Genomic DNA, 21,041 nt, shown 5'->3' on the forward strand with positions numbered 1-21,041 from the left:
ATCACCTGGTCGGGTCCGTGCCGTGCGACAGCTCGTCCCAGGACTCGACGGCGTCGACGGGGCCGTTCTGCGGGGTCGGCGCTGTCTGGAACCGGCGACCCCCGCTGCGCCATCCCCGTGCGGTCACGAGGACCAGCACTCCCGCGAGAAGAAGCAGCGCCCAGGCGGCGAGGGCGAACCACGGCCAGGGGGTCGCGGAGATCCCTCCGACCACGCCGTGGAGCGCCTTCTCCCCGGCGAGGCCGGTCACCTCGGTCAGCGCCGGGGCCACGGCGGAGATCGGACGCTGGACCACCGCGACCGTGGTGAGCACGCCGAGGGTCACGGCGACGGCGACCGCGATCGCCGCGAAGACATATCGCAGGACGGGACCGACCAGTGCCACGGCGGCGCCGAGGGCGAGCGCCGTGAGACTCAGCGGAGCGAGGACCGGCAGAGCGGTCGCCCCGGGGACCGGGACGTCGGCTCCCCCGTCCGCGCGCGTCACCGTGAGCCACGTCTGGGTGGAGGAGATGATCCCGATGCCGCCAGCGATGACCATCAGGAGGACGCTCAGCGACCGCCCTCTCCGGGTGAGCGCGATCATGCGCCGCCCTCCGGGCCCGGGACATCGGCGAGGACGGGGTGCAGGTCCGTCGTGTCGAAACAGGTCCGTGTGCCCGTGTGGCAGGCGACGCCGATCTGGTCGACCTCGAGCAGCACGGTGTCGCCGTCGCAGTCCAGACGTGCACCGCGCACGTGCTGGACGTGGCCCGAGGTGTCACCCTTCCGCCAGTACTCCCGCCGCGACCGCGACCAGTAGACCGCTCGTCCGCCCGTGAGCGTCCGACGCAGCGCCTCCTCGTCCATCCACGCGAGCATGAGGACCTCGCGCGTGTCCCACTGCTGGACGACCACCGGGACCAGGCCGTGCTCGTTCCAGGCCACCAGCCCGAGAGTCGGGAGCGGATCGGAGACGCTCATCGCACGATCACCCCCGCGTCGCGGAGCGCGCTCTTCACGTCGCCGACGGTGAGCGCACCGGTGTGGAACACGCTGGCGGCCAGCACCGCGTCGGCCCCCGCCGCGATCGCAGGGGGGAAGTCGGCCGCACGTCCGGCGCCCCCGGAGGCGATGACCGGCACGCCGGCGACCTCGCGCATGAGCGCCGTAAGCTCCAGATCGAAGCCGTCCCTGGTCCCGTCCGCGTCGATCGAGTTGACCAGGAGCTCCCCCGCGCCCCGCTCCACGGCCTCACGAGCCCAGTCGCGCGCGTCGAGGGCGGTCTCGGTCCTCCCGCCGTGGGTCGTGACTATGAATCCGGAGGCCGCGACCGGGCTGCGCTTGACATCGAGCGACAGCACGAGCACCTGCGCGCCGAACCGGTCGGCGATCTCCCCGATCAGCTCCGGCCGGGCGATCGCGGCGGAGTTCACGCCCACCTTGTCCGCCCCGACACCGAGGAGCCGCGCGACGTCCTCCGCCGAGCGGACTCCCCCGCCGACCGTCAGAGGCACGAAGACCTCCTCCGCGGTGCGGCGGACGACGTCATGGGTGGTGGCCCGGCCGTCCACGGTCGCGGTCACGTCGAGGAAGGTGATCTCGTCCGCGCCCTGCTCGGCATAGTGGCGGGCAAGCTCCACGGGGTCGCCCATGTCGCGGAGGTTCTCGAAGTTCACGCCCTTGACGACGCGGCCGTCGGCGACGTCGAGGCACGGGATCACGCGGGCGGCGAGGGCCATCAGAGCCTCGCGGCGTGGATCGCGGTGACCAGGATCGCGCGCGCGCCGAGCGCGTAGAGCGCGTCCATCACCTGGTTCATCCCGCGCCGCGGGATCATGACCCGGACCGCCACCCAGGCGGGATCGCGCAACGGCGAGACCGTGGGCGACTCCCTGCCGGACGCGATCGCCGTCGCCTGATCGACCAGATCGGCCGGGAGGTCGTAGTCGAGAAGGACATATCGTCGCGCGACCATCACACCGCGGAGGCGGCGGAGCAGCGTGTCGGTCCCTTCGGCCTCCTCCGGCCTCGAGATCAGCACGGCCTCGGACTCGAGGATGACAGGGCCGAAGATCTCCAGCCCGGCCTGACGCAGGGTCGTGCCGGTGGAGACCACGTCCGCGACCGCGTCCGCGACGCCGAGGCGGACCGCCGACTCGACGGCGCCGTCGAGCTGGACCAGCTCCGCCGCGATCCCGTGCTCCTCGAGGAACACACCGACCAGGCCAGGGTAGGCGCTGGCGACGCGCACTCCCGCGAGGTCCTGGATCGAGGCGAAACGTCCAGGAGGACCGGCGAACCGGAACGTCGAGCCGCCGAAGCCGAGGGACTCGATCTCGCGCGCGGGCTGACGGACGTCCCGGAGGAGGTCGCGCCCCGTGATGCCGACGTCGAGCGCGCCGGAGGCGACATAGGTCGCGATGTCACGAGGACGGAGGTAGAAGAACTCGACGTCGTTCTCGACGTCCACGACGTGCAGCGTCTTCGGGTCCCTTCGGCCGGCGTACCCGGCTTCCTGGAGCATCTCGACGGCGGTCTCGGACAGCGATCCCTTGTTCGGGACGGCGATGCGAAGCATGGGGGAATCTCTCTTTCGAAGCGGTCCTGGTCGGGGCGCGTCAGAGATGTCGGTACACGTCCTGCAGGGACAGGCCCTTGGCGATCATCATCACCTGCAGGTGGTAGAGCAGCTGGGAGATCTCCTCGGCCGCCGCCTCGTCGCTCTCGTACTCGGCGGCCATCCACACCTCGGCCGCCTCCTCGACGATCTTCTTGCCGATGACGTGCACGCCGCCGTCGAGCTCGCGGACGGTGCCGGATCCCTCCGGGCGTTCCTCGGCCTTGCGGCGGAGCTCGGAGAAGAGGTCGTCGAAGGTCTTCACTCGTCCAGGCTAGCGGCTCGCGCGAGGTCGCGGAGCCGCGTGACCGCTGCCTCCACGTCATCGGCCCCGTAGACCGCGGAGCCGGCGACGAACGTGTCGGCCCCGGCCTCGGCCGCCTCCGCGATCGTGCGATCGGAGATGCCGCCGTCCACCTGGAACCAGACGTCGGACCCGCGGCGCGCGGCCTCCTGGACGAGCGCTCGCAGCTTCGGCATGGTGTCGGATCGGAAGCCCTGACCGCCGAAGCCGGGCTCCACGGTCATGACGAGGATCTGATCGAACTCGTCGAGGATGTCGTAGAGCGATTCCCCCGGCGTCTCCGGCTTGATCGCGACACCGGCGCGGGCGCCGATCCCGCGCAGCCTGCGGGCGAGGGCGACCGGCTCCGCCGCCGCCTCCAGGTGGAAGGTCACGCTCGCCGCGCCGATCTCGGCGTAGCCGGGGGCCCAGCGATCGGGATCGGTGATCATCAGGTGCACGTCGAGCGGGATCGGGCTGGTCGCCTGGATCCGCTCCACCATCTGCGGCCCGAACGTGAGGTTCGGCACGAAGTGGTTGTCCATGACGTCGACGTGCGCGAAGTCGGCGGACGCGATCCGGGCGAGCTCGGCCTGCATGTTCACGAAGTCGGCGGCGAGGATGCTGGGGTTGATCCGCGGGGCGTCGGGAAGCTCGATCGGCATGCCCCCATTATGCGGTGACGGGACGCACGCAGCCGACGAGCGCGCGTCCTCGGTCCTTCTCCAACGCTCGGTCCTTCTCCAACACTCAGTCCTTCTCCGACAGGCTCAATCCTTGCGGAGCAGGGCGAGGAACATCGCGTCGGTGCCGTGCCGATGGGGCCACAGCTGCGCGTGTCCGCCGCCGGAGAGCGGGGCGGGCAGCTCGATCGGCGTCCGGACCACGCGCTGCAGGACCTCGCGGGAGTTCAGCTCGGTGATGTCCGTCCGTCCGCGCCGCACGCTCTCGACGACCCCGACGGTCTCGGCGAGGTGGGGCGAGCAGGTCACGTAGGCCACCACGCCGCCCGGGGCGAGGGCGTCGAGCGCCGCGGCGAGGAGCTGCTCCTGCAGGGCCGCGAGCTCCGGCACGTCCGCGGGGCTCTTCCGCCAGCGGGCCTCTGGGCGCCGACGGAGCGCTCCGAGACCGGTGCACGGCGCGTCGACGAGGATCCTGTCGTACTTCCCGTGCCGAGCGGCGGCGAGCTCGCGGCCGTCCTCCTCCGTGACAGGGACGTCCAGCGGAACGGCGCGAAGCGCGTTGCGGACCAGCCCGGCACGGGCTGGCACCACCTCGTTGGCCTCCAGGATCGCGCCGTCGCGCAGCGCCTCCGCGGCGAGCAGCGCCGTCTTGCCGCCCGGCCCCGCACACAGGTCGAGCCATCGCTCCCCCGTCCTCACCGGCTGTGCGGCGACCAGGGCCAGGGCCACGAGCTGGGACCCCTCGTCCTGGACGCGGACCCGTCCGCCGGTGGCGAGGACCATCGCGCCCGGATCCCCGCCGGGCGATCCGAAGGCGGTCGGAGCGTACGGCCGCGCCGCACCGTCCGGTTCCGCGAGACCGGGAAGGGCGACGAGCGTCACCTCGGGTGCGACGTTGTCGGCGTCGAGGAGGGATTCGAGCTCCTCGTCACGTCCCTCCGCCGCCAGCGCGCGCCGGAGCGCACGGATGATCCAGACCGGGTGGGCCGTGCGGAGGCCGAGTCGCTCGTCGTCGGAGCGCGCCGCCTCCTCGATGCTCGCCTGCCAGGCGTCCGCGTCGCGCCGCGCGATCCGGCGGAGCACGGCGTTCGCGAAACCCGCGGCTCCCCTCCCGGCCTCGCCCGCGGCGAGGGTCACCGACTCGTCGACGGCCGCGTGCGGCGCGACCCTCGTGCGGAGCAGCTGATGCGCGCCGAGGCGGAGCGCGTCGAGGACGCCGGCGTCGATCTCCTCCAGCGCCCGCTCCGACGCCGCGGCGATGATCGCGTCGTAGGTGCCCCTCCGCCGGAGCGTGCCGTAGGTCAGCTCGGTGGCGAGGGCGGCGTCCTGCGCGCTCAGCCCGGCGTCGCGGATCGCGGAGGGCAGGACGAGGTTCGCGTAGGCGTCCGAGGCGCTCACGGCGCGGAGCACGTCGAAGGCCACACGGCGGGCGGGCTGGACCGGACGCTGCCGCGGGCCCCGCGACCGCTCACCGTCCCGCGCCTCCTGCGACCCGCCCCGGCTCACCCGGTCCCGATCTCCTCGACCCTGATCTCCCCGACCCTGGTTCCGGTTTCCCTGGTTCTGGCTCCCCGTCCGGCGCGGCGACTGATCCCGCCCCGATCGGCCGTCCCTCGGCCCGTGGGAGCCTCGACGTTCGTTCATCGCCCGGCCCTCGCGTCCTGTCCATCCGCGGGCCGGAGCCCTCGGTGCCAGTCGGCCGCGTTCATGGCGCCTTTGCCCGCCGGCTGCACGCGGGTGAGGAGCAGCGGCTCGGTGGCCGTGCCCACGAGGACTCCGCTCCGAGTGCCGTGCAGCGCGCCGGGCTCGAGGCTCTCGGCCTCCGCCGCAGGCTCCAGCGCGAGCACCTTCACCCGGACGCCCTCGACCGTCGTGTGCGCGCCGGGCTCTGAGGTCACGCCGCGATAGCGGGAGAGGACCTCCTGCGCCGGCCGCGTCCAGTCCAGGAGACCGTCGGCCTGGTCGAGCTTCGCCGCATACGTGGGCTCTCCGGTCTGCGCCGACGCCTGGGCGGTCCCTGCGCCGATGCCCTCCACGACCTCGGCGACCAGCTCCGCCCCCGACTCGGCGAGGGCGGCCAGCGCCTCGTCGGCGGTCGTACGGGCGACCTGCGGGAAGGACCGCATCGCGTAGACGTCCCCGGCATCCAGCTCCGGCACGAGCTGGAACACGCTCGCCCCCAGCTCCGCATCGCCGGCGATCAGCGCGCGCTGCACGGGAGCAGCACCCCGCCAGCGGGGCAGCAGGGAGAAGTGCAGGTTGATCCATCCGTGTCCCGGCACGGCCAGCAACGGCTCCCGCACCAGTCCGCCGTAGGCGACGATGACCCCGAGCTCCGGTCGGAGCGCCGCGATCCGGGACGTCACGTCATCGTCCAGCCGCGCCGCCTTGATCACGGGGATGCCGAGCCCCTCCGCCGTCTCCGCGACCAGCGACGGCGTCAGCCGACGGCTCCTGCCCTGCGGGGCGTCGGGGCGGGTGACGACCGCGACGACGTCGTGATCGGCGGCCAGCCGACGCAGGGTCGGCACGGCGGCCGCGGGGGTTCCGGCGAAGACGAGGCGCATCACGGGTTCTTTCGGATCGGGTATGAGGGTCTCGGAGGTATCGGGACCGAGCTCAGAGATCGGGTTCGACGATGTCGAGCTTCACCGAGAGCGTAGTCCGGGAGGAGCGGCCCCGGCCGCGACGTCTCCCCATCGCCTCGGCGACCACCGCCGCACGAAGGGCTGCGGCGATGCGAAGACCCTCCGCATAGGGGAACCGGACCAGCGCCCGATAGCGTCCGGCATCCTCGCCGTCGAGCGGCAGCGGCCCGAGCACCGCGTCCGCAGGAAGCCCGAGCTCCTCGACGGCCTCCATCGCCCGACGGACGCCGTCGCCCGTGCCGTCCACCTGAGCGACCCGCACCGTCGGCGGCATCCGCAACGGCGCGCGTTCACGGAGCTCGGCACGGGCGTAGCCGGCCTGGCTCCAGGTCGCAAGGGCCCGCGCCACCGGGCCGTCGACCCCGACGAGGTGGACCGGCGCGCCCGGCGCCGCCAGCGCCGCCGCATTGGACCACCAGCGGAGGCAGGACTCGCCGATCCGCAGCTCCGGCGTCTGCAGCATCCGAGCGCCGTCGAGCAGGACGACCGCCCGATAGCCGCCCTCGGCGATCGGCTCGGCCCCCCGCGTCGCCACGACGAGCGCGGGCCGCGCGTCCACACGCTCGACCGGGTGCGTCCCGTCGGCCACGATCACCCGGACGCCGGGGAAGGCACGGCCCAGCTCCTCTGCCGTGCGCTCGCTCCCGGAGGAGGCGAGGCGGACTGTATCGGCGCCGCAGGATCCGCAGGCCCAGGACAGGGCGGAGCGCCCGCACCAGCCGCACACGGGGACGGCCCCGCGATGCGCGGCACCGAGCGGGCCGCCGCACGTCGTGCACCGCGCGGGCGTCCGGCAGGACGCGCACACCAGCGACGGCGCGAACCCGGGCCGCGCGACCTGCACGAGCACCGGGCCCTCCGCCGCGGCCTCCCGCGCGGTGAGGAAAGCCCGCGACGGCAGACGCTGTCCGCGCCGATCGAGGTCGATCACGGAGTCCAGGACGACCTTGGGCAGCACGCGCCGCTCGGCGGTGACGGCCTGCGCCCATCCGGTCTCGACCAGTCGCTCCACGTCGGTGGTCCTGGTGTGTCCGAGGAACAGCAGGGCGGAGCCCTCCCGCTCCTGACGCTGGAGGGCGACGTCCCGTGCGTGCGCATAGGGGGCGAGTGGCTCGGCCAGCAGGCCGTCGCCGTCGTCCCAGAGCGCCACGAGGCCGGCCTTGACCGGGGCGTAGACGGCGGAGCGGTTGCCGACGACGATGCAGGGGGCGTCCTGAAGGGTGCGCAGGAACGCACGGTAGCGGTCCGGGCCGGACTGCCCGGCGTCGAGGCGGACGATCGCCTCCTCCGGGACCAGGGCGGCCAGGCTCGTGATCACCCGGTCGAGGTCCCGACGATCCGGGACGACCAGGATCGTCGATCCCCCTCGTGCGAGGGCGATGGCGGCGGCCGCCGCCATGAGCCTGCTCCACTCCGGCTCGCCGTCCGGCCCGATGCGCGGGACGGCCTCGACGGCCGCGCGCCCGCCCGTCTCGATGACGGCGGGCAGCCCGGCGTAGGCCCCCACGATCGCGGTCGCGTCCGCAACGGCGTCCTCGGCGACGGCGACCGCGTCCGTGTCCGCGTCCGTGGAGTCCGGTCCGCCGGCGGCGAGCCACGCCTTCTCCACCCGCACCTGCCGTTTCGGGATCACGAGCCGCAGCACGTCCGAGGCGCTCCCCGCCGCGCGATCGGCGACCCGTCTGGCCAGGGCGAACAGCCGCTCCGGCAGGACCTCGGCGGCCGACACGACGGCGTCGATCTCCGACAGCGTCCGTGCGTCGTCGGTCTCCTCGGCGACCTCGACGGCATAGGCGTCCACGACCCGCCCGGCCGAGCGCAACGGGACCCGCACGCGCACCCCGGGTCGGACGAGGTCCGCATGCTCCTCGGGGATCGCATAGTCGAACAGGCGATCGAGCTGCGGCAGCGGGGACTCCAGCTGCACGCGGACGATGCGACGGGCCATGGTCACCGCCCCGCCGTCAGAGGCCGGCGGCGCCGCGCAGCTCCTCGGCGCGGTCGGTCCGCTCCCAGGTGAAGTCGGGGAGCTCACGGCCGAAGTGCCCGTAGGCCGCGGTCTGCGCATAGATCGGCCGGAGGAGGTCCAGCTCCTCGATGATCGCCTGCGGCCGGAGGTCGAACACCTGCGAGATCGCACGGGTGATGACGTCGTCCGCGACGGTCCCGGTGCCGAACGTCTCGACGTACAGGCCCACCGGTTGCGCCACGCCGATCGCGTAGGCGACCTGCACCTCCAGCCGCTCGGCGAGACCCGCCGCCACCGCGTTCTTCGCGACCCAGCGCATCGCGTACGCACCGGAGCGGTCGACCTTGGACGGGTCCTTCCCGCTGAAGGCGCCACCGCCGTGCCGCGCGGCCCCGCCATAGGTGTCGATGATGATCTTGCGACCGGTGAGGCCGGCGTCCCCCTTCGGGCCCCCGGTGACGAAGGGGCCTGCCGGGTTGATGTAATAGGTCACGTCGTCGAGGTCCAGCCCCGTGCTCGCGAGGACCGGGTCGATGACGTGGGCGCGGACGAGCTCCTTGAGCTCGTCCTGCGGGACGTCGGGGTGGTGCTGGGTCGAGAGCACGATCGCGTCCACGGTCTTCGGCGTGAAGCCGTCGTAGCCCAGCGTCACCTGGGTCTTGCCGTCCGGGCGGAGGAACGGCAGCGCGCCGGAGCGACGCACCTCGGTGAGCCGCTCGGCGATCCGATGGGCCGTCCACGCGGCCATCGGCATCAGCTGAGGGGTCTCTGTCGTGGCGAAGCCGAACATGATGCCCTGGTCGCCGGCGCCGAGGAGGTCGCGCGGGTCGACGGATCCCCCCTCGCGGTGCTCACGGGCCTGGTCGACCCCGTGCGCGATGTCGCCGGACTGCTCCCCCACCGAGACGCTCACGCCGCAGGACGAGCCGTCGAACCCGGTGTCGCTCGAGGTGTAGCCGATCCCGTTCACGACATCGCGCACGATCGTGGGGATGTCGACGTAGGCCTCGGTCCTGATCTCCCCCGCCACGTGCACGAGCCCGGTCGTCACCAGCGTCTCGACGGCGACGCGCGACCCGGTGTCCTTGCCGATGAGGCCGTCGAGGATGCTGTCCGAGATCTGATCGCAGATCTTGTCCGGGTGGCCTTCGGTGACGGACTCGGACGTGAAAAGGCGCAGGGCGCTCATCGGTGCTCCATCGGTTGCGGGCGGGATGTCCTGCGCGCGGTGTGCCGCGACGCGGTGTCTCCAGTATGAAGGGAGCCGTCGACATCCGGTGAAGGATGACGACGGCTCCCGATGCTCTTCCGCCTACTCGGCGTGGCGGATGCGGAGCTTGTCCTCGTTGATCTCGTGCAGGGCGATCGTGAGCGGCTTGTCCTCGACGGAGGAGTCCACGAGCGGCCCGACGTTGTCGAAGAGGTTGCCCTCGTGCAGGTCGGAGTAGTAGTCGTTGATCTGACGGGCCCGCTTGGACGCGTAGATGACGAGCTCGTACTTGGACGAGACGCGCTCGAGCAGGTTGTCGATCGGCGGATCGATGATCCCCTGGTTGCTTCCGGCCATGAGTGACCTCCTGGATAGGGCGGCACGGTGGCCGCGGACGAGTTTCGAGGCGCGCGGGTACGGATCAGCGCGCAGAGACTGAGGACAATTCTACGACCTCCTGGGCCGCGTCGGCGACGTCCTCGTTCACGACGCGGTAATCGAACTCGCCCTGGGCGGCGAGCTCGGTCTTCGCGGTACGCAGGCGCCGCGCCCGCTCCGCCTCGTCCTCGGTCCCCCGCCCGACGAGACGGTGGACGAGCTCGTCCCACGACGGCGGCAGGAGGAAGACGAGGGTCGCCGCCGGATCCGCCGCGCGCACCTGCCGCGCTCCCTGGAGGTCGATCTCCAGGAGCACGGTCTTGCCCTCCTCGAGGGCGCGCTCGATCGGGGCGCGCGGCGTGCCGTAGCGGAACCGGTTGTGGACCGTGGCGTGCTCGAGCAGCTCGTCGTCGGCGATCATGCGATCGAACTCGGCGTCGTCGACGAAGAAGTAGTGGATGCCGTCCTCCTCACCAGGACGAGGAGCACGGGTCGTGGCCGAGACGGAGAGGTGGATCTCCGGGTGATGGTCGCGGATGTGCGCGGCGACCGTGCCCTTGCCCACGGCCGTGGGGCCGGCCAGCACGAGGAGCCTGCTGCGCCCCTCGCGCGGGGCGAGCACCGGGAACCTGCCGTCCAGCCACCCGGTCAGGGCCCGGCGCTGACGCACGCCGAGACCGCCCAGGCGCTTGACGGGCGAGATCTGCAGCTCCGCGAGGATCCGATCGCGCTTGCCCGCCCCGATCGCGGGCAGCGCGGTGAGGAAATCGGGGACGCGGAGCGATCCGGACGTGGAGTCGGGATCGGCGAAGGCCCGGTCCACGACCTCCTGGGGAGAGACGACACGCATCGTGAGATCGCGCTTCAGCGACGCACGCGCCCGCCGGCGCTCGACCGCCCGACGCGCGGCGGCGGCACGATCGACCTCGGGGACGTCCCGCTTGACGACCTCAGACACCAAGAACCTCCCGATAGTGCGCGACGCGCGCGTCGATGGCGTCGGCGATCCCCTCGGGACCGGCGGACAGGATGCTTCTGCTCTCGCTCGCGAGCACGTTGCGGGCAAGCGGGCCGAAGCGGCGCGCGAGGTCCTCCGGCTCCGCGCCCTGAGCGCCGAAGCCCGGTGCGAGGATCGGGACGCCGGCCAGCAGCTCGTCGTCCAGTCCGAAGGATGTCCGGTCCACGGTGGCGCCGATGACGAGTCCCACCGGGCCCAGCCCCTCGGCGGATCCCGCCCGGACGACGTCCTCGGCGACGCGCCTCGCGACGGAGGCCCCTCCGGCGGTGAGGGCGCGCTGGAGCTCCGCCCCCTCGGGGTTGCTCGTCGCCGCGAGGACGAAGACGCCCTTCCCGGCGCCGACCGCCCGGTCGAGCACGGGGCCGAGCGCTCCGCCGCCGAGGTACGGGCTCACGGTGACCGCATCGGACTCGAGCGGGGACCCCGGGGCGAGCCACGCCTCCGCGTACCCCTCGTTGGTCGACCCGATGTCTCCCCGCTTGGCATCGGCGATCACGAGGAGCCCGGCCGCACGCGCGGCTCGCAGCACCTCCTCCAGCACGGCGAACCCCCGGGAGCCGAACCTCTCGAAGAAGGACACCTGCGGCTTCACGGCGGCGACCCGTCCCGCGGACGCCTCGACGACGCGCAGGGCGAAGCCGCGCACGCCCTCGGCGCTCTGGGGGGCGCCCCAGGCGTCGAGGAGCGCTGCGTGCGGATCGATCCCGACACAGAGGGGGCCCCTCGCGTCGAGCGCCGTGCGCAGCCGGTCGCCGAACCCTCCCGTCACACCGCCGCCTTCCGGTCCGCGATCGCACGGAGACGATCCGCGCGGTCCGCTGCGTACTCCTGGAGGCTCCGCACCTGGAATCCCGCGTCGACAGCGTCCAGCCCGCTGACGGCCGCGCCGAGCGTGGCGATCGTGGTGAACAGCGCCTTGTCCGCGGCCACGGCCGCCGCCCGGATCTCGTAGCCGTCCGCGCGGGCGGCGCCGCCGCTCGGCGTGTTGACGATGATGTCGATCGCCCCCTCGTTGATGAGGTCGACGATGTTCTTGACGCCGGTCTCCTGCGTCTCGCTGAACTTCTCCACCACGGTCACCGCGATGCCGTTCCTGGACAGGATCTCCGCGGTCCCCTCGGTGGCGACGATCGTGAAGCCGAGCTGCTGCAGGCGATGCGCCGGCAGGATCACCGCGCGCTTGTCGGCGTCGGCGACCGAGATGAAGACCGTGCCGGAGGTGGGCGTGCCGCCGTAGGCCGCCGCCTGGCTCTTCGCGAAGGCGGTCGGGAAGTCGCGGTCGATGCCCATGACCTCCCCGGTCGAGCGCATCTCCGGGCCGAGGACGGAGTCGACGTTCTTGCCGTCACGGGTGCGGAACCGCTTGAACGGCAGCACGGCCTCCTTCACCGACACCGGGGAGTCCAGCGGCACGCGCGAGCCGTCGATCTCGGGGAGCATCCCCTCCGCGCGCAGCTCGGCGATCGTGGTCCCGGTCATGATCCGGCTCGCGGCCTTCGCCATCGGGATCCCGAGCGCCTTCGAGACGAACGGAACCGTGCGGCTCGCCCTCGGGTTGGCCTCGATCACGTAGAGCACGCCGGCGCTGATCGCGAACTGCACGTTCAGCAGGCCCCGCACCCCGACGCCCTCGGCGATCGCGAGCGTCGCCTGACGCACCCGGTCGATGTCGGTGCGTCCGAGCGAGACGGGAGGCAGGGTGCAGCTGGAGTCGCCGGAGTGGATCCCGGCCTCCTCCAGGTGCTCCATGACCCCTCCGATGAACAGCTCGGCGCCGTCGTAGAGCGCGTCGACGTCGATCTCGATCGCGTCGTCCAGGAAGCGGTCGACCAGCAGCGGCTGACCGGGGCCGATGATCGCCTGGTCGGCGACACGGACGAAGTAGTCCCGCAGCGCCTCGGTGTCGTAGACGATCTCCATGCCGCGCCCGCCGAGCACGAAGCTCGGCCGCACCAGCACGGGGTAGCCGATCTCCTCGGCGACCCGCACCGCGCCGTCCGCGTCGGTCGCCGTGCCGCTGCGCGGCGCCACGAGCCCCGCCTCGTCGAGGAGGCGGGAGAACAGCTCGCGCTCCTCCGCGAGGTCGATGGCCTCGGGGCTGGTGCCGAGGATCCGGAACCCGGCGTCCTCGATCCCCTTGGCAAGGCCCAGAGGGGTCTGGCCGCCCAGCTGGCAGACGACGCCGAGGATCTCGCCGCTGGCGGACTCCGCATGGAGCACCTCCAGGACGTCCTCCAGGGTCAGCGGCTCGAAGTACAGCCGGTCCGAGGTGTCGTAGTCGGTCGAGACCGTCTCCGGGTTGCAGTTGACCATCACCGTCTCGTATCCGGCGTCGGACAGCGCGAAGGAGGCATGCACGCAGGAGTAGTCGAACTCCACCCCCTGGCCGATCCGGTTCGGGCCCGAGCCGATGATGACCACCTTGGTGCGCTCGGACGGCGCGACCTCGGTCTCGGCGTCGTAGCTGGAGTAGTGGTAGGGCGTGAGCGCGGGGAACTCGCCCGCGCAGGTGTCCACGGTCTTGTAGACGGGCCGGAGGCCCAGCCCGTGGCGGACGCCGCGCACCTCGTCCTCCGGGAGCCCTCGCAGCTGCGCGATCTGCGCGTCGGAGAAGCCGTGCTCCTTGGCCTCGCGGAGCATGTCCGCATCCAGCTCGGCGGCCTCGTGCACGCGCTCGGCGACCTCGTTGATGAGCACGATCTGGTCGATGAACCAGGGGTCGATCGCCGTGGCGTCGAAGGCCTCGGCGATCGTCGCACCCTTGCGGAGCGCCTGCTGGAGCACGACGATCCGACCGTCCGTCGGCGTCTTCGCGATCTCCAGCAGCTCCTGCGCGGTCCGGGGCTCGTCGCCCCAGTGGAAGCTCGATCCGCGCTTCTCCAGCGAGCGGAGCGCCTTCTGGAGGGCCGTGCTGTAGTTGCGACCGATCGCCATCGCCTCGCCGACCGACTTCATGGTGGTCGTGAGCGTGGGGTCGGCGGCCGGGAACTTCTCGAAGGCGAAGCGCGGGACCTTCACCACGACGTAGTCCAGGGTCGGCTCGAAGCTCGCCGGGGTCACCCCGGTGATGTCGTTGGGGATCTCATCGAGGCGGTAGCCGAGTGCCAGCTTCGCGGCGAGCTTGGCGATCGGGAAGCCGGTCGCCTTGGACGCCAGCGCCGATGACCGCGACACGCGGGGGTTCATCTCGATGACGATCACGCGGCCGTTCTCCGGGTTCACCGCGAACTGGATGTTGCAGCCGCCGGTGTCCACCCCGACCGCCCGGATGATGTCGATGCCGATGTCGCGGAGGTTCTGGTACTCGCGATCGGTCAGCGTCAGGGCGGGAGCCACGGTGATGGAGTCGCCGGTGTGGACTCCCACCGGGTCAACGTTCTCGATCGAGCAGACGACGACCGTGTTGTCGGCCGTGTCGCGCATGAGCTCGAGCTCGTACTCCTTCCATCCCAGGATGGACTCCTCCAGGAGGACCTCGTTCGTGGGAGAGTCGTGCAGGCCGGCACCGGCGATCCGGCGGAGGTCCGCCTCGTCGAAGGCGAAGCCCGAGCCGAGGCCGCCCATCGTGAAGCTGGGGCGCACCACGACCGGGTACCCGAGCTCCTCGGCGCCGGCGATGGCCTCGTCCATCGTGTGCGCGATCCGGGAGGCCGCGACCTCCGCTCCCGCGGCGATGACGAGCTCCTTGAAGATCTGCCGGTCCTCGCCCTTGCGGATGGCGTCGACCTTCGCGCCGATCAGCTCGACGTCGTACTTCTCCAGGATGCCGCGCTCGTGCAAGGCCATCGCCGCGTTCAGGGCGGTCTGGCCGCCGAGGGTCGGCAGGATCGCGTCCGGGCGCTCCTTGGCGATGATCGTCTCGATGACCTCGGGCGTGATCGGCTCGATGTAGGTCGCGTCGGCGAAATCGGGATCGGTCATGATCGTGGCCGGGTTGGAGTTGACGAGGATGACGCGCACGCCCTCCTCCTGCAGCACGCGGCACGCCTGCGTTCCCGAGTAGTCGAACTCGCACGCCTGGCCGATGACGATCGGGCCCGAGCCGATGACGAGGACGGAGCTGATGTCAGAGCGCTTAGGCATTGTTCTCCACGGTGCTGGATGCGCCGCTCGCGGCGACGGACGCGACGACGAGGTCGCGGAAACGGTCGAAGAGGTAGTTCGCGTCGTGCGGGCCGGCAGCGGCCTCCGGGTGGTACTGCACCGAGAACGCGGGGATGTCGAGGGCGCGCAGTCCCTCCACGACGTTGTCGTTGAGCCCGATGTGGCTCACCTCGACCCGTCCGTAGCCGTTCGGGCTCTCGAAGTCGCCCTCCAGCGGCGCCTCGACGGCGAAGCCGTGGTTGTGCGCGGTGATCTCCACCCGCCCCGTTGCCTTGTCGAGCACGGGCTGGTTGATCCCGCGGTGCCCGAACGGCAGCTTGTAGGTGCCGAGGCCGAGCGCGCGGCCGAGGAGCTGGTTGCCGAAGCAGATCCCGAAGAACGGCAGCCGCTCGTCCAGCACGGCGCGCAGCAGCGCGACATGGCCGTCGGACGCCGCGGGGTCGCCCGGGCCGTTCGAGTAGAAGACGGCGACGGGGTCGAGGGCGCGGATGTCCTCGATCGTCGCGTTCTGCGGCAGCACGTGCACGTCGAACCCGCGGGCGGCGAGGTTGTCGAGCGTCGAGCGCTTCACCCCGAGGTCCAGGACCGCGAGGTTCCCGATCCGCTCCGCGGTGGCCGGCGTCAGCTCGGCGTCCGCGACCGAGACCTGGGCGGACAGGTTCTGCCCCGCCATCTCGGGCGCGGCCGTGACCCGGCGCAGCTGCTCGTCGGCGTCGAGCGCGGCGTCGGGCCCGGAGAAGATCCCCCCGCGCATGGAGCCGGCCGAGCGGATGCGCCGCGTGACGGCCCTGGTGTCGATGCCACTGATGCCGACGATGCCGTCGCGGTCCAGGACGTCGTCGAGCGAGCTCGTCGCACGCCAGTTCGACACGACACGGGAGGGGTCGCGCACCACGTAGCCGGCGACCCAGACGCGGCGGGACTCGGGATCCTCGTCGTTCATGCCAGTGTTACCGATGTGCGGAGCGGTCTGCAGCACGATCTGGCCCGCGTAGGACGGGTCCGTGATCGTCTCCTGGTAGCCGGACATCGCGGTGGCGAAGACGACCTCGCCGAGCGTGGTGCCGAGCGCCCCGTAGGCGCGGCCGACATGGCGGGTGCCGTCCTCGAGGACGAGCACGGCGGGCTCGGGGGTCGGCGTCTTCGGAGAGGTCATGCGGTTTCTCCCGTCTCGGGTGCAGCGCACAGGCGCTGGAGTTCGGTGATCGCGGCGGTGGGGTCGCCGGTGAATCGGAGATAGCTGTCGACGATCGTCCCGTCGTCGAGGCGCCAGGCGACGCGCACGAGCCCTCCGGGCTCCACGACGCGGTCGATGGTGACCGTGGCGCGGTCGACCGTCATGAGGCGGTCGGAGGAGAGGAAGACCGTCGGGGAGCCGTCGAGGCTGAGCGCGAGGCCGCGGTCGGTGATCGCCGCCTCTCCCCTGGCCCGGTAGACCAGGGGACGCACGGCGAGCCGTTCGAGCGACTGGTCGTGGCGCGTGGTGGCGACGTAGAGGACCTCGTGCCGCGAGGCGATCTCCGCGTGCTCGGGGACGCCCAGCGGTGCGGTCAGTGCCGAGTCCCGGCGCAGCCGCGCGCGCCAGGCGAGGAGCATCGCGAGCAGGACGAGGACGGCGACGGCCGCCATGATGGTGACGGCGAGCTCTCGCGTCATGCGTTCGGCTCCTCGACGATCTCGCCGTCGGCGAGCGTGGCATAGCCGCGGTGCACCGTCCAGCGGACCTGTCCGGGGAGCGGGCGCCCGAGGTAGGGCGAGTTCGTGCCCTGGCCACGAAGGTCCCCCTCGCCGAAGGTGCCACGGGCGTCGGCGTCGTAGAGGGTGAGCTCGGCCGGCTGCCCGGCGGCGATCGGGGTGCCGTGGCCCGCGAGCGAACCGATCCTGGCCGGGGTCGTGCTGAGGACGCGAGCGACGTCCGCCCAGCCGAGCAGCCCCGTCTCCACCATCGCCTCGTGGACCACGCGCAGTGCGCTCTCCAGCCCCACCATGCCGTTCGCGGCCGCCGGCCATTCGCACGCCTTGCTCTCGCTCGGGTGCGGGGCGTGGTCGGTCGCGACGATGTCGATCGTGCCGTCGGCGAGTCCCTCGCGGACGGCCAGCACATCCTCCTCGCGACGAAGCGGCGGGTTCACCTTGAACCGCGCGTCGTAGCCGCGGGCGAGCTCGTCCGTCAGCAGCAGGTGGTGCGGGGTGACCTCCGCGGTCACGGCGATCCCGCGCTTCTTGGCCCAGCGGATGAGATCGACCGAGCCCGCGGTAGAGAGGTGGCAGACGTGCAGCCGGGAGCCGACGTGCTCGGCGAGCAGCACGTCGCGGGCGATGATCGACTCCTCCGCGACCGCCGGCCATCCGACGAGTCCGAGCTCGGCCGACACCGCGCCCTCGTTCATCTGCGCGCCCTCGGTGAGACGCGGGTCCTGGGCGTGCTGGGCGATCACCCCGTCGAAGGACTTCACGTACTCGAGCGCCCGGCGCATGATGAGCGGATCCCAGACGCAGAATCCGTCGTCGCTGAAGACGCGCACCCGTGCGCGGGAGGTCGCCATCGCGCCCAGCTCCGCGAGGCGCTCGCCCTTCTGCCCGACGGTGACGGCGCCGATCGGCTGCACCGTGGCGTAGCCGGCGGCCTCACCGAGCGCGAGCTCCTGCTCCACGACGCCGGCGGAGTCCGCGACCGGCGACGTGTTCGGCATGGCGAACACCGCAGTGAACCCGCCGGCCGCGGCCGCACGGGTGCCGGTGAGCACGGTCTCGGACGCCTCGTACCCCGGCTCCCTGAGGTGGGTGTGCAGATCGACCAGCCCCGGCAGGGCGACGAGCCCCGCCGCGTCGATGACACGGGCGCCCGCAGCGCTCAGCCCCGTGCCGACATCGGCGATCAGCCCGTCGCGCACCAGGATGTCGGCGCTCTCGGCGCCCAGCAGCCGCGTTCCACGGAAGATGAGGGTCTCACTCATCGCTTCTCCCCCATCTCCTCGTCCATCGGTTCTCCCGTCAGCAGCAGGTACAGCACCGCCATCCGCACCGACACCCCGTTCGCGACCTGTTCGAGCACGGTCGAGCGGGGGGAATCGGCGGCGGCGGCGGAGATCTCCAGCCCCCGGTTCATGGGGCCGGGGTGCATCACAATGCTATCGTCCGCGAGCATCGCCACCCGTCGCGAGTCGAGTCCCCAGCGGCGGGAATACTCCCGCTCACTCGGGAAAAACGCGGCATGCATCCGCTCCAGCTGGATCCGGAGCATCATCACCGCGTCCGGCGACTCGGCGAGGGCGGCGTCGAGGTCGTAGAGCACCCGGACCGGCCAGGCCGTCACGTCCTGCGGGATGAGCGTCGGCGGGGTCACCAGCGTGACCTCGGCGCCGAGCGTGTCCAGCAGCCACACGTTCGACCGGGCGACGCGCGAGTGCAGGACGTCCCCGACGATCACGACGCGGACGCCGGAGAGATCCCGGCCCCTGCTGTCGGCGCCGAAGCGGCGCTTGCGGATCGTGAAGGCGTCCAGGAGCGCCTGGGTCGGATGCTCGTGGGTGCCGTCCCCGGCGTTGACGACGCCGGCGGAGATCCATCCGCTCGTCGCGAGCGTGCGCGGCGCGCCGGATGCCGGATGCCGGACGACGACCGCGTCGGCGCCCATCGCCTCCAACGTCTGCGCCGTGTCCTTCAGGCTCTCGCCCTTCGAGACGCTCGAGCCCTTGGCGGCGAAGTTGATCACGTCGGCGGAGAGGCGCTTGGCCGCCGCCTCGAAGGAGATCCGCGTCCGCGTGGAGTCCTCGAAGAAGAGGTTGACGACCGTCTTCCCGCGAAGGGTGGGAAGCTTCTTGACCTCGCGGGACTGGGTGTCGGCCATGTCCTCCGCGACGTCCAGGATCCGCAGGGCGAGCTCTCTGGAGAGGCCACGGGTGTCGAGGAGGTGTCTCATCGCGCCTCCTCGATGCTCACGAACTCCTCGTCGTCGTTCTCCCAGAGGCGCACGTTCACCCGCTCCAGGCGCGAGGACGGAATGTTCTTGCCGACGAAGTCCGGCCGGATCGGCAGCTCGCGGTGTCCGCGGTCCACGAGGATCGCGAGGCGGACGACGCCCGGACGGCCGATGGCCTGCAGCGCGTCGAGGGCCGCGCGGATGCTGCGTCCGGAGAAGAGCACGTCGTCCACGAGGACGACCGTCCTGCCGTCGATCCCGCCCGGCGGGATGTGCGTGGGCTGCGGCGCCCGCGTCGGGTTCTTCGCGAGATCGTCCCGGAAGAGCGTGACGTCGAGGGCGCCGACCGGCACGGCGACCTGGGCGATCCCGCTGATCACGTGCCCCAGGCGCTCGGCGAGGGTGACGCCGCGGGTCGGGATCCCGAGGAGCACCAGATTCTCGGCTCCGCGATTCGACTCGAGGATCTCATGGGCGATACGGGTCAGTGCCCGCGTGATGTCGGCTTCCTGCAGCACGGTGCGTGCGCTCATCCGCCGCTCCCTTCTCCGCCTCACAGGACGGGATTAAAGGTTGCTGATGGGTCCAGTCTAGCGACCGGACGGCTCTCAGACCGCCGACTGCAGCGCGTCCTCCGCCACGTCGTCCGCTTTGGCCGATCGGATCGGATGACCGCTCGTCGAGAGGCAGCGTCCGGTCTTCAGGTCCCACTTCCAGTCGTGCATGCTGCACGTGAGCACGCCGTCCTCGTCGACCTTCCCCGTCCGAGTGAGGTCGGCGCGCAGGTGCGGGCAGCGCCGCTGGACGACCCAGTCGCCGATCTCCGCGTCCTCCGTCTGGTCCGTCTGCTCCGAGTACCAGTTCTCGACGTACTCGATCCGGTCGGTGGAGAGGCACTTGAGGAAGGTGGTGAGGAACTCGTTGAACTTGCCGCTGCGCCCCACGCTGAACTGCATGGACAGGAAGATCGAGTTGGACCAGTCGATCTCGTGGTCGCGGATGTTCGTCGAGACCAGGTCGGCGGGGATCGTGTACCAGTAGATGCACTCCTCCCCCGCGTACTCGCGCACCTTGGCCCGCGGGAAGTCGACGACCATGTCGAGCTCGCCGATGCGGAACCGCACGCACCCGCCGACGCCGAGCCGGATGGTCCGCGACTTCTTCAGCAGCGGCTCCCACCAGGCCTTGAGCTCCGCCAGCATCTCGGCCGGGGGCAGCACGGGGGCGCGGGAGGCCTCCTCGTCGCGGAGCTCCTGCTGCCTGCTCGCGCGCTGCTCCTCCAGGTACTCCCACTTCTCGTCGAAGATGTGGGAGATCTCCGCCTCCGTGTAGAGCGTCTGCGAGACCTCCATCGCGCCGCCGTCCACCTCGACGACCGTCCCGGGGATGAACAGCCGGCCGTCGTAGGCCGGCGCCTCCTCCTTCAGACGCGCGAGGAACTGCTTCTGATCGGTGAAGATCGCGTCGTCCTCCTTGCCGTGGCCGTTGAAGCGGAAGAGCTCGTCGCGGAGGAACATCGGAGGGCCCGCCATCGGGAAGACGTGCGGCGCGTCGACCTTCTCGATGTAGTACATCGCGCGCTTGTGCTGCGCCTCCCGCTTGAGGCGGGCGAAGTTCTGCTTGGCGTCCTGCGGCAGGTCGTAGACCATCGGCCACCAGATCGCGCCGGAGACCTGCGTGAAGTACGCGTCGGGCTTGCCGAACGTCAGCAGCGTCTCCAGGTCCAGGGGGTGCGAGTCGTTCTGGTTGAGCACCGATGCCGTGCCGTCGTCGACGCTCAGCGATGAGTCGCCGACCGGGCCGTCGCTCGGGGCGCGGAGCGGGGTGATCATGATCTTCAGCTCACCGCGCTCGATGACCCGGCCGGCCGGCGCGTAGGTGATGTTGTCGTAGCCGAGAGCGCGAATGTCCCGCTCGAGGTCGTCGGTGACGTACTCCGGGAGCAGCACCTCGATGCCCTTCGGCACGTAGCGCTCCAGCAGGCGCGGGTCGAAGTGATCGCGGTGACGGTGCGAGATGTAGAGGAAGTCCGCCTTGCCGAACCGTTCCCAGTCCAGACCGCGGTTGTCGGGGAACGGGAACCAGGAGCCGTAGAACGAGGGGCCGAGCACCGGATCGCAGAGGATCGACCCGCCCTTCGTCTCGATGAACATCCCGGCGTGGCCGAGTCCCGTGATCCGCATGTGCATTTCCTCCTGGTGTGGACGGCATCGATCCTACCGGTGGC

The 21,041-nt window shown here is 71.5% G+C and carries 20 protein-coding genes; all 20 read right to left on the minus strand.

Annotation, left to right across the window (positions count from 1 at the left end; genetic code table 11):
- Position 1: 1 nt before the first annotated feature.
- On the minus strand, positions 2 to 586 hold the full coding sequence (locus J2Y69_RS15595; protein ID WP_310022431.1) for a Trp biosynthesis-associated membrane protein: 585 nt from the start codon (positions 584 to 586) through the stop codon (positions 2 to 4).
- A complete protein-coding gene (gene hisI, locus J2Y69_RS15600; RefSeq protein WP_310022433.1) occupies positions 583 to 963 on the minus strand; it encodes a phosphoribosyl-AMP cyclohydrolase in 381 nt (126 codons plus the stop codon). Before hisI ends, J2Y69_RS15595 begins: the two co-directional genes overlap by 4 nt.
- Positions 960 to 1,721 carry an imidazole glycerol phosphate synthase subunit HisF gene (gene hisF / locus J2Y69_RS15605; protein ID WP_310022434.1) on the minus strand — a complete coding sequence of 254 codons (762 nt, stop codon included), beginning with the start codon at positions 1,719 to 1,721 and terminating at the stop codon, positions 960 to 962. The genes hisI and hisF overlap by 4 nt, the downstream gene beginning before the upstream one ends.
- Positions 1,721 to 2,560, minus strand: a complete 840-nt coding sequence (gene hisG, locus J2Y69_RS15610) for an ATP phosphoribosyltransferase (RefSeq protein WP_310022437.1) — start codon at positions 2,558 to 2,560, stop codon at positions 1,721 to 1,723. Before hisG ends, hisF begins: the two co-directional genes overlap by 1 nt.
- Positions 2,561 to 2,600: 40 nt before the next feature.
- Positions 2,601 to 2,864: a phosphoribosyl-ATP diphosphatase gene (locus J2Y69_RS15615; RefSeq protein ID WP_310022439.1), complete on the minus strand. Its 264-nt coding sequence runs from the start codon at positions 2,862 to 2,864 to the stop codon at positions 2,601 to 2,603.
- A complete protein-coding gene (rpe, locus tag J2Y69_RS15620) occupies positions 2,861 to 3,547 on the minus strand; it encodes a ribulose-phosphate 3-epimerase (RefSeq protein WP_310022441.1) in 687 nt (228 codons plus the stop codon). The genes J2Y69_RS15615 and rpe overlap by 4 nt, the downstream gene beginning before the upstream one ends.
- Positions 3,548 to 3,652: 105 nt before the next feature.
- Complete coding sequence (locus J2Y69_RS15625; protein ID WP_310022443.1) at positions 3,653 to 5,209, minus strand: RsmB/NOP family class I SAM-dependent RNA methyltransferase; 1,557 nt, start codon at positions 5,207 to 5,209, stop codon at positions 3,653 to 3,655.
- A complete protein-coding gene (gene fmt / locus J2Y69_RS15630) occupies positions 5,206 to 6,132 on the minus strand; it encodes a methionyl-tRNA formyltransferase (RefSeq protein WP_310022444.1) in 927 nt (308 codons plus the stop codon). The genes J2Y69_RS15625 and fmt overlap by 4 nt, the downstream gene beginning before the upstream one ends.
- Before the next feature lie 52 nt (positions 6,133 to 6,184).
- Entirely contained in the window at positions 6,185 to 8,161 is a 1,977-nt protein-coding gene (locus J2Y69_RS15635) for a primosomal protein N' family DNA-binding protein (protein WP_310022446.1), read from the minus strand.
- Positions 8,162 to 8,177: 16 nt separating this feature from the next.
- Positions 8,178 to 9,371 (minus strand): methionine adenosyltransferase, encoded by a 1,194-nt coding sequence (gene metK, locus J2Y69_RS15640; RefSeq protein ID WP_310022450.1) that lies wholly within the window; start codon positions 9,369 to 9,371, stop codon positions 8,178 to 8,180.
- Positions 9,372 to 9,494: 123 nt separating this feature from the next.
- A complete protein-coding gene (gene rpoZ / locus J2Y69_RS15645) occupies positions 9,495 to 9,749 on the minus strand; it encodes a DNA-directed RNA polymerase subunit omega (RefSeq protein ID WP_310022451.1) in 255 nt (84 codons plus the stop codon).
- 64 nt (positions 9,750 to 9,813) lie between these two features.
- Positions 9,814 to 10,728, minus strand: a complete 915-nt coding sequence (gene gmk, locus J2Y69_RS15650) for a guanylate kinase (protein ID WP_310022452.1) — start codon at positions 10,726 to 10,728, stop codon at positions 9,814 to 9,816.
- Positions 10,721 to 11,557 carry an orotidine-5'-phosphate decarboxylase gene (gene pyrF, locus J2Y69_RS15655; protein ID WP_310022454.1) on the minus strand — a complete coding sequence of 279 codons (837 nt, stop codon included), beginning with the start codon at positions 11,555 to 11,557 and terminating at the stop codon, positions 10,721 to 10,723. Before pyrF ends, gmk begins: the two co-directional genes overlap by 8 nt.
- On the minus strand, positions 11,554 to 14,871 hold the full coding sequence (carB, locus tag J2Y69_RS15660) for a carbamoyl-phosphate synthase large subunit (protein WP_310022456.1): 3,318 nt from the start codon (positions 14,869 to 14,871) through the stop codon (positions 11,554 to 11,556). The genes pyrF and carB overlap by 4 nt, the downstream gene beginning before the upstream one ends.
- Positions 14,864 to 16,048 (minus strand): glutamine-hydrolyzing carbamoyl-phosphate synthase small subunit, encoded by a 1,185-nt coding sequence (gene carA / locus J2Y69_RS15665; RefSeq protein WP_310022459.1) that lies wholly within the window; start codon positions 16,046 to 16,048, stop codon positions 14,864 to 14,866. The genes carB and carA overlap by 8 nt, the downstream gene beginning before the upstream one ends.
- A complete protein-coding gene (locus J2Y69_RS15670) occupies positions 16,045 to 16,548 on the minus strand; it encodes a PH-like domain-containing protein (RefSeq protein ID WP_310022461.1) in 504 nt (167 codons plus the stop codon). Before J2Y69_RS15670 ends, carA begins: the two co-directional genes overlap by 4 nt.
- Positions 16,545 to 17,849 (minus strand): dihydroorotase, encoded by a 1,305-nt coding sequence (locus J2Y69_RS15675; protein ID WP_310022463.1) that lies wholly within the window; start codon positions 17,847 to 17,849, stop codon positions 16,545 to 16,547. Before J2Y69_RS15675 ends, J2Y69_RS15670 begins: the two co-directional genes overlap by 4 nt.
- Positions 17,846 to 18,814 (minus strand): aspartate carbamoyltransferase catalytic subunit, encoded by a 969-nt coding sequence (locus tag J2Y69_RS15680; RefSeq protein ID WP_310022465.1) that lies wholly within the window; start codon positions 18,812 to 18,814, stop codon positions 17,846 to 17,848. The genes J2Y69_RS15675 and J2Y69_RS15680 overlap by 4 nt, the downstream gene beginning before the upstream one ends.
- Positions 18,811 to 19,347 carry a bifunctional pyr operon transcriptional regulator/uracil phosphoribosyltransferase PyrR gene (gene pyrR, locus J2Y69_RS15685; RefSeq protein ID WP_310022467.1) on the minus strand — a complete coding sequence of 179 codons (537 nt, stop codon included), beginning with the start codon at positions 19,345 to 19,347 and terminating at the stop codon, positions 18,811 to 18,813. The genes J2Y69_RS15680 and pyrR overlap by 4 nt, the downstream gene beginning before the upstream one ends.
- Before the next feature lie 75 nt (positions 19,348 to 19,422).
- Complete coding sequence (locus tag J2Y69_RS15690; RefSeq protein WP_310022469.1) at positions 19,423 to 20,997, minus strand: Rieske 2Fe-2S domain-containing protein; 1,575 nt, start codon at positions 20,995 to 20,997, stop codon at positions 19,423 to 19,425.
- Between the last annotated feature and the right edge of the window lie 44 nt (positions 20,998 to 21,041).

This window comes from Microbacterium resistens, assembly GCF_031456305.1.
GTDB classification, from domain to species: domain Bacteria; phylum Actinomycetota; class Actinomycetes; order Actinomycetales; family Microbacteriaceae; genus Microbacterium; species Microbacterium resistens_A.

Excerpts from the sequence above, each read along its gene's own strand:
- J2Y69_RS15680 (WP_310022465.1), bottom strand. The coding sequence starts at position 18,814 with ATGAGACACCTCCTCGACACCCGTGGCCTCTCCAGAGAGCTCGCCCTG.
- hisG (WP_310022437.1), bottom strand. The coding sequence starts at position 2,560 with ATGCTTCGCATCGCCGTCCCGAACAAGGGATCGCTGTCCGAGACCGCC.
- J2Y69_RS15675 (WP_310022463.1), bottom strand. The coding sequence starts at position 17,849 with ATGAGTGAGACCCTCATCTTCCGTGGAACGCGGCTGCTGGGCGCCGAG.
- fmt (WP_310022444.1), bottom strand. The coding sequence starts at position 6,132 with ATGCGCCTCGTCTTCGCCGGAACCCCCGCGGCCGCCGTGCCGACCCTG.
- J2Y69_RS15595 (WP_310022431.1), bottom strand. The coding sequence starts at position 586 with ATGATCGCGCTCACCCGGAGAGGGCGGTCGCTGAGCGTCCTCCTGATG.
- J2Y69_RS15670 (WP_310022461.1), bottom strand. The coding sequence starts at position 16,548 with ATGACGCGAGAGCTCGCCGTCACCATCATGGCGGCCGTCGCCGTCCTC.
- rpoZ (WP_310022451.1), bottom strand. The coding sequence starts at position 9,749 with ATGGCCGGAAGCAACCAGGGGATCATCGATCCGCCGATCGACAACCTG.
- J2Y69_RS15625 (WP_310022443.1), bottom strand. The coding sequence starts at position 5,209 with ATGAACGAACGTCGAGGCTCCCACGGGCCGAGGGACGGCCGATCGGGG.
- carA (WP_310022459.1), bottom strand. The coding sequence starts at position 16,048 with ATGACCTCTCCGAAGACGCCGACCCCCGAGCCCGCCGTGCTCGTCCTC.
- hisI (WP_310022433.1), bottom strand. The coding sequence starts at position 963 with ATGAGCGTCTCCGATCCGCTCCCGACTCTCGGGCTGGTGGCCTGGAAC.
- metK (WP_310022450.1), bottom strand. The coding sequence starts at position 9,371 with ATGAGCGCCCTGCGCCTTTTCACGTCCGAGTCCGTCACCGAAGGCCAC.
- rpe (WP_310022441.1), bottom strand. The coding sequence starts at position 3,547 with ATGCCGATCGAGCTTCCCGACGCCCCGCGGATCAACCCCAGCATCCTC.
- pyrR (WP_310022467.1), bottom strand. The coding sequence starts at position 19,347 with ATGAGCGCACGCACCGTGCTGCAGGAAGCCGACATCACGCGGGCACTG.
- hisF (WP_310022434.1), bottom strand. The coding sequence starts at position 1,721 with ATGGCCCTCGCCGCCCGCGTGATCCCGTGCCTCGACGTCGCCGACGGC.
- J2Y69_RS15690 (WP_310022469.1), bottom strand. The coding sequence starts at position 20,997 with ATGCGGATCACGGGACTCGGCCACGCCGGGATGTTCATCGAGACGAAG.
- J2Y69_RS15635 (WP_310022446.1), bottom strand. The coding sequence starts at position 8,161 with ATGGCCCGTCGCATCGTCCGCGTGCAGCTGGAGTCCCCGCTGCCGCAG.
- carB (WP_310022456.1), bottom strand. The coding sequence starts at position 14,871 with ATGCCTAAGCGCTCTGACATCAGCTCCGTCCTCGTCATCGGCTCGGGC.